Genomic DNA, 15558 nt, shown 5'->3' with positions numbered 1-15558 from the left:
GAAACGAGACGACGATGCAGATTCCGGCAACAGCGATGACGAGCAACCTGATGTGGACCCGCTCGGGCGTGGTCTGGGCTACGTGGCGGCTGCAGCCGCTCCCGTATGCCTACGCCACCACGGCGGCAAAGCAGCTCGTCAAGGCGCACCACCAGGCGCTCTTCCAGGCGCACCGGGGCGAGGGACTGCTGCTGGGGCTGTGCGCTGACCTGGATCCGGTGTCTGTCGTGGAGCGGATGCTGGACGGTGTTCGCATCGACGAGTGTCCGGACTGGGCGCGCGAGGTCGAGCTGACCCTGGACGCGCTCGAGCAGATCCCGCTTGGAACGCGCGCGTTCTGGTTCTCGGTCCCGCTCGCGGCCGGTTCGATGAAGGCTCGCGCGAGGTCGGCAGTGCGCGCCGCCGACACCAAGCTGCGCGACACGTTGGCTCTTCCCCGTCAGCTGCCTACCGACTCCGAGATCGCTGCGGCCGCGCGGATGGCCAAGGAGATCGAGGTTCGCATCCCGGCCGCGTTCCAGCCGACCCGTGCAACGCCGGCCGAGCAGATCTGGATCGCCCTTCACTCGCAGCAGCGCGGCCTCTCCGCAGATCTCGCCGCCCCTGTCCCGCCCGCCGAGGGTACCGAGGACGGATTCGGCGTCGACGAGCTCGCGCACTTCCAGATGCCCTCCGCGATGCCGAACCCATGGCTCGACGAAGGCGGACAGAGCGACCTTCCCAAGGGGCAGCAGTTCCTCCCGTTCAAGCGCCGCTACCTCAAGGTGCACAGCCCCTACGCGGACGAGACGTCGTCCTACCAGGTGGTGCAGGCCATGGTCGCCGCACCCAAGGCCGGCTGGGTTTCGCCCGGCGTCGAGTGGATCTCACACGTCGACCAGTTCCCCCTTGACGTCGACTGGGGGATCCGTTTCACCGTCACCGGCGCCGACGAGGTCAAGCGTCGCAACAAGAAGGCCGAAACCGCCCTCGAGGAGCAGTACAAGCACCAGGAGGGCACCGCGACGATCACCGGCGGCGGATCCGACCTCGGAGAGATCGCGGAGACGCTGGCCGCCTACCACGCCTCCCTCAACCGCTCCGATAAGGAGGTCGAGGTTCAGGCGACGGTGCTGTTCGCTGTGGGGGCAGATACCGCCGATCTCGCGAAGGCTAAGGGCCGGTTCGTGGCAGACGAGTACAAGCGCGCTGACTTCCTCCTCGAGGCTCCCCTGGGAGGTCAGGAGGAGCTTTGGTGGGCGATGATCCCCGGCACGCCCACCGGGCGCATCGTCCGTGAGCTCACCCAGATCACGACGGGCCGGGAGTTCGCGACCGGCGTTCCGCTTTCCAGCAACGAGCTCGGAGACGAGAAGGGCGCCCGCTTCGGCGAGAACATCAGCACCGCCCGGCACACCCCGATCCTCCGCGACGCGGACGGCAGTATCCAGGCCGACACCAGCGCCAGCTTCGGCGTGGTCGCCGAGCTCGGCGCCGGCAAGAGCGTGCTGCTCAAGGGAGACATGGGCGACACGGTCGACCGCAACGGCCGCGTCGTCGCGATCGACCGCACAGAGGCCAAGGAGTACGCGGTTTTCGCGCAGAGCCTCCGGCCGGACACCACGACGATCGTTGACCTGATGACCCCGGAGTACTCGCTGGACCCGCTGCGGGTGTTCGGCCCTCTCGTCGGCGCACGCATGGTGCAGTCGCTCTTCGCGGTGATGCTCGGCATCCGGGCCCGCGACTCCCGAGGCGTCGCCCTGTCCCGCCTCCTCGAGCCGGAGTACGTCGCCGCGCACGACATCACCAGCCTCGGTCGCCTGCGGGCGCACCTCAAGACGATCTCCTCGGCGGAGAGCGATGAGCTGTCGGGCCTGATCAACCTGGTCGCGTCGAAGGACATCGGCGAGGTTCTCTTCAATGACGGGCTGACCGCTGTCGACCTGAAATCGCGTGCCCTGGTCTTCCTCACCCATGGGCTGTCGCTGCCAGACAAGACCGAGCTCGAGCACGCGCACCTGTTCGAGGAGATGCCCCTGGAAAAGATCTACGGCCGCGCCATGTACGCGATGCTCATGGGGATCTCCCGCGAGGTCTGCTTCATGAACCCCGGCGAGCTCGCCGGCGCCTACTTCGACGAGTGCCACCACATCACCCAGTCACCGGAGGGAGAGCGCGACCTGCGCATCGGCATCCGCGACGGTCGCAAGCACCGCGCGTTCTTCGCCCTCGGCTCGCACGACCCCGCCGACTTCGGAGAAACCCAGACCCGAGGCCTGCTCAAGACCCGCTACGTGATGCGCCAGACCGACAAGGAGCTCGCTCGCCGCGCGATCGAGTGGCTGACCGGCGAGCCCGCGGACCCGGCGATGGTCCAGGTGGTCACCGAAGACCTGTCCCCGCTCGGGGCGGACGGAAAGGTCGCCCCGGAGCGGCGCGGCGAGGGACTGATCCGTGACCAGCGCGGTCGAATCGGGAAGTTCCGCAAGACGCTGCCCGAGCGCCCCGACCGCCGCGAAGCCGTGCTGTCGACCCCGTCTCTGGTGACACCATGATCACCTTCTACCGGCACACCTTCGAGACTCTGGGCGGCGCGTTCTGGCGGGTCCGTTTCTGGGCGCACGATCACCCGCGGTGGAGCAAGGTCATCGCCGTCGTCCTGATCGACCTGTTCCTGGTCCTGTTCGGCAACACGTACTGGGCCTTCGCCGCTGACGGCGGCGGCTCGTCCCCGTTCATGCTCGGCGGCGACATCACTGACAGCGACGGCGTCCCGCTGACCAACTACACGGTGCTTCCACTGGACCGCGGCGATGTGTTCACGATGGGGAAGTTCTTCATCTCCATGTGGATCGACCCGATCTGGACCGGGCATCTGGGTCTGGTGTCGTGGATGATCTGGTTCTGCAACTGGCTGCTCTCCTTCGAGTGGGTCGACATCGTCGCGGCACCGTTCGGCGCGCTGGCCGACCTCTTGCAGGACTTCCTCGGCGAGATCGCATGGATCCCGTTCGCGCTGACGATCGCCGGCGGTGTCGCGGGCCTGGCGATCATGCTCGGCCGGCACTCCACCGGGTGGGCGGAGTTGTTCATCTCTGCGTGCTGTGCGGTGCTGGCGACCGGTCTGCTCGCTAACCCGATCGCCTCGCTCACCGCCGCAGGCGGAGCATTCGACACCGCCCAGGAGTACGGCGGTCAGATCGCTGCCGTCGTCGTCACCGACGACATCAACAGCACGGAGCTCGACTCCGAGAACCTGCTGTCAGCTGCGGTCACGTCGCAGCTGGTCGACATCTTCGTGAAGATCCCTGCGCAGACGATCGCGTTCGGCCACGCCCTCGAGGGGCAGTGCGCCGCGACGTTCACCGACACGATGACCAACTCGGCGCCCATCCAGACCGGCGGCAACGAGGTCCGTGACGCGGTCGGCGGGTGCGACGAGGCGGCGAAGACGTTCAACCAGAATCCGAACTTCGGCCAGGTGCTCACGGCCGTCACGATGACCCCCGGAGCGCTCACCCTGTTCATCCTGCCGATGGCCTTCGGGGTGCTGTTCCTAGTCACGGTTCTCGGCTTCCTGATCTCCGCACTCAAGACCATGTGGAACGTCTACATCGGGATCCTCCCGGTCAACCGATACCCGCTGTGGAAGTCCCTCGCCGACACCTTCATGGGCCTGGTCGCCATCGTCTTCATGGCAGTCGTCATGGCGGCCGTCCTCAAGCTCACCGTCGCAGCGATCACCGGGCTCAGCAGCCTGGGAATCCCGCTCGTCGCGCAGATGACCTTTGCGACGCTGGTGATGATCGTGCTGCTGTTCCTCATCATCCGAGCGCGTCGCATTGCCAAGAAGACCGGCCGGTCGATCGCCGAGCAGCTCTCCAAGTACGGCATCGGCAAGGGCGCGCCGGCGCAGCGCGACGGGGTCAAGACCGTCGCGGCGATGAGCGCCGTATCCACCGTCGCGGCCGCGGCGCTGCGTCGCCCTGACAACAAGGTCGACGCGCGCTCCATCAACTTCGGCGCGGGGGCTGCGCAGGACATCGGCACAATGACCGCTACACGCCCGCCCGCGGCTCCCAAGCCGCCCTCGACGCCCTCTGGCGGCTCACCGAGCCGTCCCGCCCTCCCGTCGCCTCAGATGGGCTCTGGGGGCGGCGCTGGCGCGGGTGCTGCCGCCAAGGCCTCGAAGACCGCGGACCTGGTCTTCACGGCCGCGCGGATCGGCAAGGGTGCCGCAGCGGGCGGTGTGGCCGGCGCCGCCGGCGCCGCGGCGCTCGAGGTCGGTGGCCGAGTCGCGAGCAAGGGAGCGTCGAAGGCTGTCTCCGCGGCCGCGGCAGGCGCGAGCAAGCCGCGAGCTGCGGGCGACCCGAAGGTGGTCTCGATGGTCGTCGACCAGGGCCCGGCGCCCACGCGCACCCCGGACGGTCCTCGACGGATCGTCGTCGACTCCTCGGGCATGGGACACATCGAACGGCGCCCCTCGTCAGGTGTCGTCGACATCTCGTCCCTGCCGGCGCGCGCGCCTCGCTCTCCGCGCAGCGGTGAGATGCGCGCCCGGCTCGCGATCGCACAGAAGTAACCCCGCATGTCCGCATCGGGAGTACTCGAGCGCTCTGCCGACGTCGCCGGCGCCGTCAATGGGGGAGACGACGGGGACGGTGGTGGTTCGCGCAAGGTCGTCCTCTGGGTGATCGCGCTCGTGCTGGTGCCGGTGGTGCTCTTCGCCGGCTACACGATGTTCCTGATGATGGCGATCGCCGGCGCCTCCGGCGGTGGGTCGTCGCAGTGCACCGCGGGGTCGCTGACCACCGACAAGCTCGAGGTCCAGACCACAGGAGGATCGACCCGCACCCTCGGTGCGACGGAGCTCGGCCACGCGGCCACCATCCTCTCGGTCGCCCGCTCACTGGGCGTGTCCGCGCGGGGCCAGCAGATCGCGATCATGACCGCGCTGCAGGAGTCCGGCTTGAAGATGTACGCCAACTCCTCCGTGCCTGAGTCCCTCGATTACCCGCACGACGCGGTCGGCAGCGACCACGACTCCGTCAACTACTTCCAGCAGCGTGTGTCGGGCTGGGGCACCGTCGAGGAGCTCATGGACCCCCTCTACGCAGCCAAGGCGTTCTTCGGCGGCGAGGAGGGCCCCAACGGCGGATCGCCGCGTGGGCTGCTCGACATCCCCGGCTGGGAGGACATGGGGCTGGGGGAGGCCGCGCAGACCGTGCAGGTCTCCGCATACCCGACCGCTTACGACAAGTGGGAGCCCGCAGCACAGCAGATCATCACCGCGGTCGGCGGGTCGATCAGCTGCGACAGCAGCACTGTCGTCGGGCAGGCCGCTTTCCCCCTTGCGGCCGGCTACCAGATGACCTCCGGCTACGGGCCGCGCGACATCACCGTTCCGGGTGCGTCGAGTTGGCATGTCGGAATCGACCTGCAGCGCTGGCCAAACCCGTGCGGCGACCCTGTCTACGCGGTCCTGCCGGGCACGGTGACTCTCAGCAGCTCACTGTGGTTGTCGATCAAGCACCCCGATGGGTTCGTGGTGTCCTACCTGCATATGTACAAGAGCGAGCGGCTCGTCGACGTCGGAGACACCGTCACCGCCGGCCAGCAGATCGGTGTCGTCGGGAACGTGCCGCCCAGTGGGGGATGCCACCTGCACCTGGCCGTCAACAAGAACGGGACGACGAATCAGGCCGTCGCCGGGCTGCAGGAGGCGACTGCACTCGGTGCCCCCTCGCAGTACGCCGGCTACGTGAACCCCGAAGAGTTCCTCCGCCTGTATGGCATCGAGATCTGTCCCACAGACGGCACTTGCCGACGCCTCTGACCCCCCTGGAAAACCGAGTCAACTCGCGGCATGTAACCCTCCTGACGGCCTGGAAACCGGCCTGTAGGCTGGGGGCAGCCCCGGCCCGAAACGGGGCCGAAGCCTCTCCCACCCAGACGGTGACTCGTGCCCTCAACAGATGTCAACGCCGCTGGTGACACCGACCGACCCGCCGGGTCAGTGTCGGCCACCGGCTACCGCTCGATCGCATACTTCCTGCCGGTCGCGCTGCATGCACGGCTCAAGGCTGCGTGGTGGTCGACGAGGGATGAGCCGGAGGGTGCGCCCGCGCTGGCCGGTCTCGTCGAGGTCGCCATCGGCCGCGAGACCAACCGCCTCGAGCAGCTCTACAACGCCGGCTCCCCTTTCCCTCCTGCCCCCGACCGTGCCCAGGGTGTGAACCCAAGAGGAGCCGCGGGATACCGCCATCAGACCTACTACCTGCCGGTCGCGCTGCACGCGCGCCTCAAGGCTGCGTGGTGGTCGACGAGGGATGAGCCGGAGGGTGCGCCCGCGCTGGCCGGTCTCGTCGAGGTCGCCTTCATGCGGGAAGCCGACCGCCTTGAGCAGCTCTACAACGAGGGTGCCCCGTTCCCGCCGGCGCCGGCCAAGGCGCGAGGGATCAGCCGCGCTGCAGCACAACGACAGGGCGAATGGCTGCGAGGCGAGTGGGAGCGCCGGCGACAGGCGCAGACCCCGCCGACCGACTCCAACGACTGACCCGACTCCGCGCCACGGCGACGTGTTGCACCGGGTGTGCGGTGCAGTATGCCGCCGATGTGCGGCGCAGTATTGCGCCATAATGTCGGATCTCGCTTGACTTGTCGGATCTCGGATGGGCTGACCGGGACTTCTCTCATTCGCGGTGCAGTCCCGGCAGAGCGGTCTGTCTCACACGAGTTGTCACGAATCCGACCCTGCTGCTCCCGCCTCGAAGCAGCACTACGCGGCGCGCCGAGCATCGGACAACTGGAGTGAGAATCCGACAAGTGGAGTGAGACGACTCGACAGGTCCGTGAGAATCGGACAACTGGAGTGAGACACGACACATAACTGCGCGGGTGTGCCTGCTGGAAATATTTCCCAGGGGGAGGGGTTCAAGCTCGATTCGACAACCGTGCCTGCGGCAGAACGCCGATCGGGCTTGATCCTATCACCCGTGTCAAGCGCGGGTGTGGCGGAGGTATTGCGCTGGTCTGCGCCGCGATGTGGCGCAATAACCCTTTCCAGCCGCCGTGGCGATCTCCTCGAGCACACTCTTGCACAGGGGACATCACGAGTGCGTCAGACGCGGGGAGAATCCGCGATGTCCGCGAAGGAGCAGATCTCCGGCCTATACCTCGCAAGAGGGTCGTGAAGTACTCGGCCCACTCAGGAGGCTCGAATGGCAACGACAACTCGTGTGGCATCTCGTCCGCCGGCGCGCCCACCTGCACCGGCGACGGTGGCTCTGGGTGTTCTTCCTCGGCGTCAGCTGACCGGGATCATCCCGGCGCTGCTGTGCATCGCACTGGCGACCGCCGCCACCGGGTTGAACGCGGTGCGCCCGTTCACCGATCTGATCCCGCTGGTGTGGGTCGTGGCCGTGTTGCTCGCCGCCGGCGCGGTCGCATCCGGCGTGCGGACCTTCCAACGGGAAGGGCGGATGGACCCGGCGATCGAGGCGGTCCTTCCGATGCTCGGTGCGGCACAGCCAACCCGTGCTCTCGTCGTGCCGGTGAAGTGGACTCGTGGATGGGTGGGCCTCCCGGAGCGCATCAAGATCCGGTACGCCTCGCACGTCGATGACACCGACCCCCGCTTCGTCGACCAGATCCTCGCAGGCCTTGCACGCAGGCTTGGTGCCGAGTACCGGGTACGCAAGCACAACTCGAGGCGGTGCGTGCTCGTCGTCGAGCTCGCACCCGTGAGTGATCCGGTCTCCCGTGAGCAGCAGCGCGCGATCGAGGTCGTCAAGCTGGTCATCGACCCGACCGCGAGCGTCTCGGTGAAGAGTGCCGATGACGGCTCGGTCTCGAAGATCGACGTCAAGCACAACGTGGGACCGAAGATGGCGATCGCGGCGCGGCGCTCCCAGGTCGAGAAGGTGGTCTCCTCGATGCTCCCTGGCCGGTGGCGTGCGCACTGGGATCTCGAGGGCGACAAGATCACGTTCGAGGTCCGACCGACGATGCCCGACATGGTCCTGCACGAAGTGGAGCCCGCGGCCGCACTCACCCACGCCGCCTACAAGGCGTTCAAGATCCCGATCGGTCCTGACGAAGACGGTCAGATCCAGTCGTGGCATCCGGCGGTCTCCCCGCATTGCCTCGTCATCGGTGGAACCGGATCGGGAAAGACCAGCTTCCAGCACACGGTGCTCACCCATCTCGCGCACGCTCACTGGCGGGTGTGGGTACTCGATGGGAAGCGGATCGAGTTCGCCGGATTCCGGGACTGGCCCAACGTCGAGCTCGTCGGCGCGCGGGTGGAGCACCAGGTGCGGATGCTGCACGCTGCGCACGAGCTCATGGAGGAGCGGTACTCGCAGCTCGAGAACGGCACGGCCCGGCTCGAGGACTTCGACCCCCTCGCGTTGATCATCGACGAGTACGCGACGTTCAAGGCGCGCGTGCAGCGCTGGTACAAGACGGTGAAGCCGAAGGGTGCGCCGGCGCAGGCCCCCGTTCTCGATCTGCTCTCCGATCTCGCGCGACTGGCACGGTCGGCGAAGATCCACATCCTGCTCGGTCTGCAGCGCCCCGACGTCGAGTTCCTCGGCGGTGAGATGCGAGACAACTTCGGCGCCCGCGTCAGCTTCGGTCGTCTCTCCCCGCAGGGCGCCAACATGATGTGGGACAGCTTCGCGGTCGGTGTCGCGATCCCTCGCAACAAGCGTGGCCGCGGTGTCACTCTGAACGCCGAATCTCAGCCCGTCGAGATTCAGGCGTTCTACACCCCCGACCCCGCCAAGCTCGACTCCACCGACAAGGCGGACTGGGATCACCTGGCGGCGCTGCGTCCCGACGCTGCCGACTACGAGCGGATGATGGTGCGCGACCCGGAAGCGGAGCTCACCGACGACGGCGAGGGGGAGGAGCTCGAGCCCGACTACTTCCAGTGGTCCTCGGCCGAGATTGTCGCTTGGGATGCATCGGTACCGTCGACGACCAAGCACGACGCGCTTCGACCCTCCAATGTCACCCCACTGGACTCTCGTGAACGGGTCCGGTTCGTGCCCGAAGTCGACGACGATGCACCGGACGTCGACGCGGCCGCTGACGGCGACGGATACGGCGAATCCCTCGAGGGCCCCGCGGTGGAGCTCGAGGTCGGAGATCTCCTGCTCGTCGACGCGACTCTGGGGCTGTGGGGAGTGGTCGAAGGAGTGGAGCCCGACGTCGTCGACGACGAGTACCTCGCGATCGAATACCGCGACCTCGACAGCGGTGAGGACGGGCTGCTGACGCTCTTCGACAACTCGGTGATCAGCTACCGCCGACCCGAAGCAGCCTGATCGTCGTGGCCGTCATGATGCTGCGGGCCTACCGGCCCCGAGAGAAGGGATGAATCGCGTGTCGAACCAGAGCGTGTCGGAAGACGACTGGATCTCGCTGCTGCTGATCGCCGTGCTCGTCCTGGCCAGTGGCGCAGTGTCGCTGGGGATGTTCCTCGATCCGCTGCGCGCGTGGATGTTGAAGTACCACTTGCTCGAGCAGGGTGAAACCGTGGCGATCCCCGTCGTCGACGGCGTCGGCCTCGGCTGGGGACAGATCCTCGTCATCCTCGCGATCCTGATCGGTGCGATCGCGCTCATCGTGTGGCTCAAGCGCCGCGCGGCTGCCCGTGTCTGAGCTGCCCGCCATGCTCAGCAAACGAGACCCAGGAAGGAGGAGAGATCACCCATGACAACCACACTGACGAACGGCGACAAGACGATCACGCTGTTCACCAAGAAATCATGCGTACAGTGCGTCGCGACACACCGCGCGCTCGATGCTAAGGGAATCGAGTACGACGTCGTCGACCTCAGCGAAGACGCCGCAGCGCTCGAACAGGTCAAGTCGCTCGGCTACCTGCAGGCACCGGTCGTCATCACGGATGAGGATCACTGGTCGGGCTTCCGTCCCGACAAGATCGACGAGCTCGCGCAACGGCTCGCGTGATTGACGACAGAGGCCCCACCGGCAGCTCTTCGCCGGTGGGGCCTCTGCTCTGCTCATCGGAGCGGGACATCATCTGTGCGGCATGTGCGCCGCTGCCCACCGCTGCAGCAGCTGCTCCCGCAGAGGCCCGTTCCGCTCGAGCATCATCCGAACCCCTGCCGGCGCCGCGCCTGCCGGCGCACCGGCCTCGAGGGTGCGCAGCCCGAGATGCTCGCATGCCCAGTCGGCGAGCTCGTCGAGCTCCACAGTGACGGTGGCGGTGACGTCGACGCGCTGCTGCCATTGGACCTTGTAGGCGGGCATCGGACGCTCAATCTGGGTTGCTGAAGAAGTCGATCACGAGCGCGATGGTGATGGGGACGAGGATCACCGCCGCGGCGGTGACGATGATGCGATCGAGGATCGGCGCGGCGAGGATCCCGAGCCACCCAGAGAGGACCGCGGCTGCGATGTACAGCAGCGCGATTACGAGACGGCGGAGCCAACGAGTCGTGGGCTCCGGGATCGTGCGGGGGCGGGCGGCGATGGTCATGAGATCGCTCCGCTCTGGCCGGCACGGTGCTCGCGGATGTGCGTGTAAGGGACTGTGCCGCGGTGGCCGTAGGCGTCGACGATGGTGGCGCTCTTCGGGTTGGTGCGGGTTACGGTGCACCAGGCGCCGAAGTACTTGATCTGGTCGCCGACGCTGATGGTGTCCTTGCTGTGGTCGGTGGCCGCGCCGGTCGCGACCTGCTCGGCGCGGACCTCCTGCCAGTAGGTGAGCTGATCGTCGGTCGCGGCCAGCTCCCTCTCGAGCCGTTCGGCGTAGGCGCCGGTGGCTGCAGCCGTGACCTCGACATACCCGCCAGGAAGGGTGCGGCTTGACCCGTCGAGACGTCGACGGATGCCGGCGCGATCTGCGCGGAGCTTCTCGATCCGGTTCGCCACGGTGATCGGCGCATACCGTGCATCGGTCGCCGCGGCCGCGACGTCGGCACGCACCTGGGCGCGCCGTGCCGCCGCGTCGGCGTCGATGGAGCGGCGGATCGCCGCGTCCGCCTTGCCGATCGCTCGGCGGTGGCCGGCCTCCGAGTGGTGTCCGACCTTGATGGGCTCGCCACCTTCGGGGAGGCGTCGCAGCGCGCGGGCCGCGCGCTCTGCCTCTTCGGTGGCGTCCTGGTGTCGTCGATCTGCGCGCACCGCCAGGGCGGCAGCGCGATCGTTCCTGCGGTCGACCAGGTCAGCCTCGACGACGGCCGCGGCCCGGCGTTCATAGTCGATCGAGATCTCGACGACGAACCCGGCAGCGGTGAGCTGCTCGGCGGTGCGGTTGATGATCGCGATCTTCGGTTCGCGGTCGCGGGAGTGGGGGATGTACCAAGATCCGAGCGCCCGGCTCCACCGCCAGCCGTTGGCCTTGAGAGTATCGGCCGTGCCGTCGCCCCGGCTGGTCCCTTCGATGAGGGTGCCTTCCGCGGCCGCGTGGATGATCGTGAGCATCATGGCCGGCTCCCTTCCCGCGCGGCCGCGTCGTGCGTGAGAGGGTGGCGGAATCCGATCTCCCGTTCCCAGACCTCGGCGGCGCGATGCAGGCCCTCATACTCCTTCACGCCCAGGTGGTCCGGGGAGTCGACGAGCGGGCGGTGAGCGAACCGTCGCGCGATCGCGTCGCCGAGGCGTTCGACGAGGTCACGCGCAGGGGACTGATCCCATCCGGGGTGATGGCAGGAGACTTCGGCGAGCAGTAGACGGCTGCGCTCGATCTGCAACGCCTGCTCGTCATCGGCATGGGGGACGATCTCGGCGACCGGCTGCCATTCGTAGCGCGGTGCGGCGATGTGCTGCTTGATCGCGTAGCTGACGCTCGCGTAGTTCTCATCCCAGAGGCTCTGACCCATCCGGTCGGCGTTCTCGGCGAGCTCGCGCGGAGTGCTGCTGCGGTAGGCGGGTGTGGAAATGTAGGCGGCGGTGACCAACAGGTCGATGGTGTCGCGGTTCACGGGAAACGCGCGCATGATGACCCCCTCAGGTGGTGAATGTGACATTCACTACCCTAGAATCAGTCGGCGCTCATGTCAAGACGTCGTCGTCGTCGTCGTCGCTGTGGTGGTGGCGCCAAGCAGCCGCCACGCTGCGGACGGAGGTCGGGTAGTACCGGGTGCGAGTGGTCTGGCCGGATAGCGTTGGGATCGTGCCGAAGTCGTTGTCGATGAATGAGATCCGAGCCCGCGCTGCGCAGTTCACCCGTGACTGGCAGGACGAGCCCGGCGACGAGCGACAGCAAGCGCAGTCCTTCGTCCGGGATCTGCTCGGCGTGTACGGGATAACCCAGACCCGCGCGGCGTTCTACGAGAAGCGTGTCAAGCGCTCGTCGACCGGCTCGCGCGGATACATCGACGCGCTGATCCCTGGTCTCGCGCTGATCGAAATGAAGTCCGCCGGCAAGGATCTCGTCGCGGCTGAGCAGCAGGCGCTCGACTACATTGACGACCTTCCTGACCCGGAGGTTCCTCGGTGGGTAATCACGAGCGACTTCCGCCGGTTCCGTCTGCTCGATCTCCACGCTGAGAGCGAGGGTGTGCAGGAGTTCGCCCTGACCCAGATGCGGGATCGCGCTGACGTGCTCGCCTTCCTCGCCGGGTACGGTGAGCGCACCTTCGGATCGAAGGCGCAGGAGTCTGCGTCGATCAAAGCGGCAAAGCTGATGGCGTCCCTCTACGAGGCCCTCGAGGGGTCTGGGTACGACGATCACGAGGCGTCGGTGTTCCTGGTGCGCACCTTGTTCGCCCTCTACGCCGATGACGCCGGAGTGTGGGATCGCGATCTGTTCCTCGAGTTCCTCGAGACCCGCACCGCGACGGATGGTTCCGACCTCGGGCCTCAGCTGTCGTTGCTGTACCAGGTCATGGGACGTGAGCCGTCTCGTCGGCAGTCAAACCTCGACGAGCTAATCTCGCGATTCCCCTACGTCAACGGTGGAGTCTTCGAGGAATCGGTGTCGATCCCGTCGTTCGACGCAGGCATGCGTGACCGGCTGATCGCGGCTGCAATGTTCAACTGGTCGGCGATCTCGCCGGCCATCTTCGGCAGCCTCTTCCAGGCCGTCAAAGACAAGACCGCTCGGCGTGAGCTCGGCGAGCACTACACCACCGAGACCAACATCATGAAGGTCATCGGCCCGATGTTCCTCGATGAGCTGCGGCAGCGGTTCACGGACGGGTACCACGACACCGCCAAGCTCAAGAAGCTGCGTGCGGACATGGGGCTGATGCGATTCCTTGATCCGGCGTGCGGCTGTGGCAACTTCCTGGTGGTCGGCTACCGACAGATGCGAGCCCTCGATCTTGAGGTTCTGCTGCGGATCCAAGAGCTGTCCGGTGAGACGGCCCGCACAATGTTCTTCACCGAGGAGCACCTCGCCGTGCGGCTGTCGAGCTTCCACGGGATCGAGCTCGAGGAATGGCCCGCGCAGATCGCAGCGACGGCGCTGCACCTGGTGGAACACCAGGCAAACCAGGCGATGGAGCTGGCGCTTGGATCTGCACCAGATCCGCTGCCGCTGGACAAGATCAAGAGCATCGTCGTCGGCAACGCGCTGCGTGTCGACTGGGCAGCTGTCCTACAACCGACTGAGCACCTGTACATCATGGGCAATCCGCCCTTCCTCGGCCACGCCACCCGCTCGACCGAGCAAGCGCAGGAACTTCGCGACGTGTGGCGGAGGGACGACATCGGTCGGCTGGACTATGTCACCGGCTGGTACGCGAAGGCTCTCGAGCTGCTCGGCCGTCCCGGCTACCGAGGCGAGTTCGCGTTCGTCTCGACAAACTCGATCGCACAGGGAGAGCCGGTGCCAGCGCTCTTCGGCCCTGTGTTTGCCGCAGGGTGGCGCGTCAAGTTCGCGCACCGGACGTTCGCGTGGACCAGTGAAGCGCCCGGCGCTGCGGCAGTGCATTGCTCGGTGATCGGTTTTGACCGGCCGTCGAGGAAGAGAGCGCGGCTGTTCGACTACTCAGGAAACCTCAAGGGCGAGCCCGTCGAGATCCCCGTCGTGGATCAGCTCAACGGATACCTGGTCGACGGTCCCATTGTGCTAATCGATCAGCGGCGAAGCCCGCTGGCGTCGGCTCTCCCTCCGATGGTGTTCGGGAACATGGCTCGCGACGACGGCAATCTCCTGATCGAGCCGGCCGACTATGCGGAAGTGATGGCAGATCCGATCGCCGCGAAGTACGTCCGGCCGTTTGTCGGCGCCCGACAGCTCATCCACAACGAACCCCGGTGGTGCCTGTGGCTCGTGGATCTTGACCCCAGCGACATCGCCCGATCCCCGATACTCCGCGGGCGGCTGGATGCCGTGCGTCAGTTCCGCGCAGCGTCGAAGGCCGAGTCCACGCGACAGATGGCGGACACGCCGCACCTGTTCGGTCAAAGGTCGCAACCCGACACGCCCTATGTCTGTGTGCCGCGGCATGTGAGCGAGACACGCAAGTTCTTCCCGACCGCCCTGTTCACCCCTGATGTGATCTGCGGTGACGCGAACTTCAAGGCAGACGACCCAGACGGCCTCGCCTTCGCAGTGATCTCGTCGTCGGCATTCATCACCTGGCAGCGCACTATCGGCGGTCGCCTTGAGTCTCGTCTGCGCTTCTCGAGCACCCTGACGTGGAACACTTTCCCCTTGCCCGCCCTCACCGACACGCAGCGTGCCGCCATCATCGCCGGGGGGCAAGCCGTTCTGGATGCGAGAGCGCTACGCCCAGAACGCTCGCTCGCAGACCACTACAACCCCCTCGCGATGTCGCCCGAACTGCTCCGGGCGCATCGTGAGCTCGACACTGCTGTCGACAAGGCCCTGGGCCTGCGGGGGATAGCGACGGAGGCTGACCGACTGCGAGCGCTGTTCGCCAGCTATGCGAAGCTCACCACGGTCGACGAGCTCGCGATGCCGAAGAAACGTCCCCGCAAGGCGACAGCAGCGAGTGCGGCATCGTGAGCTGGCCGTACCCGACCGTCCGCGTCGATGGGACCGCGACGGTCGATGAGGAAGGGGAGAATCAGGTCTGCGCCTGTGGCAATGATTCGTGGACTCAGGACTGGCGGAGCGCCGATCGTCTTGGGCGTCTTGCCTTCGATGCTGCTGGTTCGGCCGACCCCGACGAGTTCGCGGTCTGCCCAGTGTGCGGCCGTGTGTATCCCAACGCTGCTCTGTTCCACGGCGCCGCGGCCGCGGTGGCTCGCTATGAGATCACTAGTGCCGAGTTCATTGCTGCGCTACAGCGGTATGACCACGACGCCTACGGATCCGGCGGGTCGCTGACGAGCTGAGTCACGCGGTCGTCGTCGGCACGGGGCTGTCGGTGCGCCGGCATAGTGTTCGCTGTTGTGGTGCAGCACTGGTCTCCGATGTCTCAGCTGCAGGCGTCGCCGGAGCCGGGGATCTGGTACGTGTTCGACCACAGCAAGAGGATCGCGATCATCCGCCATGTCGAGATCCGCGGCCGTAGGCTGCTGCGTTCCGTGACGTTCGATCGCGATCCCGAGCGGCGAGTGTTGATCGGCTACTTCCCCGACGATGCAATGAGGCTCGCTGTCGAGTGCACCTGGTCGGAGTAT

Annotated in this window: 13 protein-coding genes; 9 read left to right on the top strand and 4 right to left on the bottom strand. The window is 66.8% G+C overall.

All coding sequences use genetic code 11. The features are described 5' to 3' along the window. The first annotated feature begins 14 nt into the window (after positions 1 to 14). The 7 genes from AC3WLZ_RS17865 (at position 15) to nrdH (ending at position 9963) form a co-directional block, all read left to right on the top strand. Positions 15 to 2537, top strand: coding sequence for an ATP-binding protein (locus AC3WLZ_RS17865; RefSeq protein WP_005052733.1), 2523 nt, complete (start codon positions 15 to 17; stop codon positions 2535 to 2537). Continuing rightward, on the top strand, positions 2534 to 4564 hold the full coding sequence (locus AC3WLZ_RS17860; protein ID WP_005052735.1) for a hypothetical protein: 2031 nt from the start codon (positions 2534 to 2536) through the stop codon (positions 4562 to 4564). Before AC3WLZ_RS17865 ends, AC3WLZ_RS17860 begins: the two co-directional genes overlap by 4 nt. A gap of 6 nt (positions 4565 to 4570) precedes the next feature. Then, positions 4571 to 5818: a M23 family metallopeptidase gene (locus tag AC3WLZ_RS17855; RefSeq protein WP_005052737.1), complete on the top strand. Its 1248-nt coding sequence runs from the start codon at positions 4571 to 4573 to the stop codon at positions 5816 to 5818. Positions 5819 to 5944: 126 nt separating this feature from the next. Continuing rightward, on the top strand, positions 5945 to 6538 hold the full coding sequence (locus AC3WLZ_RS17850) for a ParB family protein (RefSeq protein WP_005052738.1): 594 nt from the start codon (positions 5945 to 5947) through the stop codon (positions 6536 to 6538). A 664-nt stretch (positions 6539 to 7202) separates the two neighbouring features. Then, on the top strand, positions 7203 to 9314 hold the full coding sequence (locus tag AC3WLZ_RS17845) for an FtsK/SpoIIIE domain-containing protein (RefSeq protein ID WP_005052740.1): 2112 nt from the start codon (positions 7203 to 7205) through the stop codon (positions 9312 to 9314). A 58-nt stretch (positions 9315 to 9372) separates the two neighbouring features. After that, a complete protein-coding gene (locus tag AC3WLZ_RS17840; protein ID WP_139833205.1) occupies positions 9373 to 9651 on the top strand; it encodes a hypothetical protein in 279 nt (92 codons plus the stop codon). Between the two features lie 51 nt (positions 9652 to 9702). Further along, on the top strand, positions 9703 to 9963 hold the full coding sequence (nrdH, locus tag AC3WLZ_RS17835; RefSeq protein WP_005052743.1) for a glutaredoxin-like protein NrdH: 261 nt from the start codon (positions 9703 to 9705) through the stop codon (positions 9961 to 9963). Between the two features lie 69 nt (positions 9964 to 10032). Here the strand turns inward: nrdH and AC3WLZ_RS17830 are convergent, their stop codons facing one another. Genes AC3WLZ_RS17830 through AC3WLZ_RS17815 form a run of 4 tightly spaced genes read right to left on the bottom strand, consistent with a single transcriptional unit; the run spans position 10033 to position 11957 of the window. Next, complete coding sequence (locus tag AC3WLZ_RS17830; RefSeq protein ID WP_005052746.1) at positions 10033 to 10266, bottom strand: hypothetical protein; 234 nt, start codon at positions 10264 to 10266, stop codon at positions 10033 to 10035. Between the two features lie 7 nt (positions 10267 to 10273). Next, a complete protein-coding gene (locus tag AC3WLZ_RS17825) occupies positions 10274 to 10495 on the bottom strand; it encodes a hypothetical protein (protein ID WP_005052747.1) in 222 nt (73 codons plus the stop codon). Continuing rightward, positions 10492 to 11445: a DUF3560 domain-containing protein gene (locus tag AC3WLZ_RS17820; RefSeq protein ID WP_005052750.1), complete on the bottom strand. Its 954-nt coding sequence runs from the start codon at positions 11443 to 11445 to the stop codon at positions 10492 to 10494. The genes AC3WLZ_RS17825 and AC3WLZ_RS17820 overlap by 4 nt, the downstream gene beginning before the upstream one ends. After that, on the bottom strand, positions 11442 to 11957 hold the full coding sequence (locus AC3WLZ_RS17815) for a hypothetical protein (RefSeq protein ID WP_005052752.1): 516 nt from the start codon (positions 11955 to 11957) through the stop codon (positions 11442 to 11444). The genes AC3WLZ_RS17820 and AC3WLZ_RS17815 overlap by 4 nt, the downstream gene beginning before the upstream one ends. Before the next feature lie 176 nt (positions 11958 to 12133). Between AC3WLZ_RS17815 and AC3WLZ_RS17810 the strand changes: the two genes are divergently transcribed. Both AC3WLZ_RS17810 and AC3WLZ_RS17805 read left to right on the top strand, forming a co-directional pair. After that, positions 12134 to 14938 (top strand): DNA methyltransferase, encoded by a 2805-nt coding sequence (locus tag AC3WLZ_RS17810; protein WP_228164380.1) that lies wholly within the window; start codon positions 12134 to 12136, stop codon positions 14936 to 14938. Continuing rightward, complete coding sequence (locus AC3WLZ_RS17805) at positions 14935 to 15270, top strand: hypothetical protein (RefSeq protein WP_005052756.1); 336 nt, start codon at positions 14935 to 14937, stop codon at positions 15268 to 15270. Before AC3WLZ_RS17810 ends, AC3WLZ_RS17805 begins: the two co-directional genes overlap by 4 nt. Positions 15271 to 15558: the final 288 nt, after the last annotated feature.

The sequence above is a fragment of the Microbacterium sp. FW305-3-2-15-F-LB2 genome (genome assembly GCF_058787255.1).
Note: the sequence above shows the minus strand (reverse complement) of the source record. Positions and strands in the feature narration are given on the sequence as shown.

Coding starts and splice junctions, on each gene's coding strand:
- AC3WLZ_RS17865 (WP_005052733.1), top strand. CDS start 15: ATGCAGATTCCGGCAACAGCGATGACGAGCAACCTGATGTGGACCCGC.
- AC3WLZ_RS17845 (WP_005052740.1), top strand. CDS start 7,203: ATGGCAACGACAACTCGTGTGGCATCTCGTCCGCCGGCGCGCCCACCT.
- AC3WLZ_RS17855 (WP_005052737.1), top strand. CDS start 4,571: ATGTCCGCATCGGGAGTACTCGAGCGCTCTGCCGACGTCGCCGGCGCC.
- AC3WLZ_RS17825 (WP_005052747.1), bottom strand. CDS start 10,495: ATGACCATCGCCGCCCGCCCCCGCACGATCCCGGAGCCCACGACTCGT.
- AC3WLZ_RS17860 (WP_005052735.1), top strand. CDS start 2,534: ATGATCACCTTCTACCGGCACACCTTCGAGACTCTGGGCGGCGCGTTC.
- AC3WLZ_RS17820 (WP_005052750.1), bottom strand. CDS start 11,445: ATGATGCTCACGATCATCCACGCGGCCGCGGAAGGCACCCTCATCGAA.
- nrdH (WP_005052743.1), top strand. CDS start 9,703: ATGACAACCACACTGACGAACGGCGACAAGACGATCACGCTGTTCACC.
- AC3WLZ_RS17815 (WP_005052752.1), bottom strand. CDS start 11,957: ATGCGCGCGTTTCCCGTGAACCGCGACACCATCGACCTGTTGGTCACC.
- AC3WLZ_RS17830 (WP_005052746.1), bottom strand. CDS start 10,266: ATGCCCGCCTACAAGGTCCAATGGCAGCAGCGCGTCGACGTCACCGCC.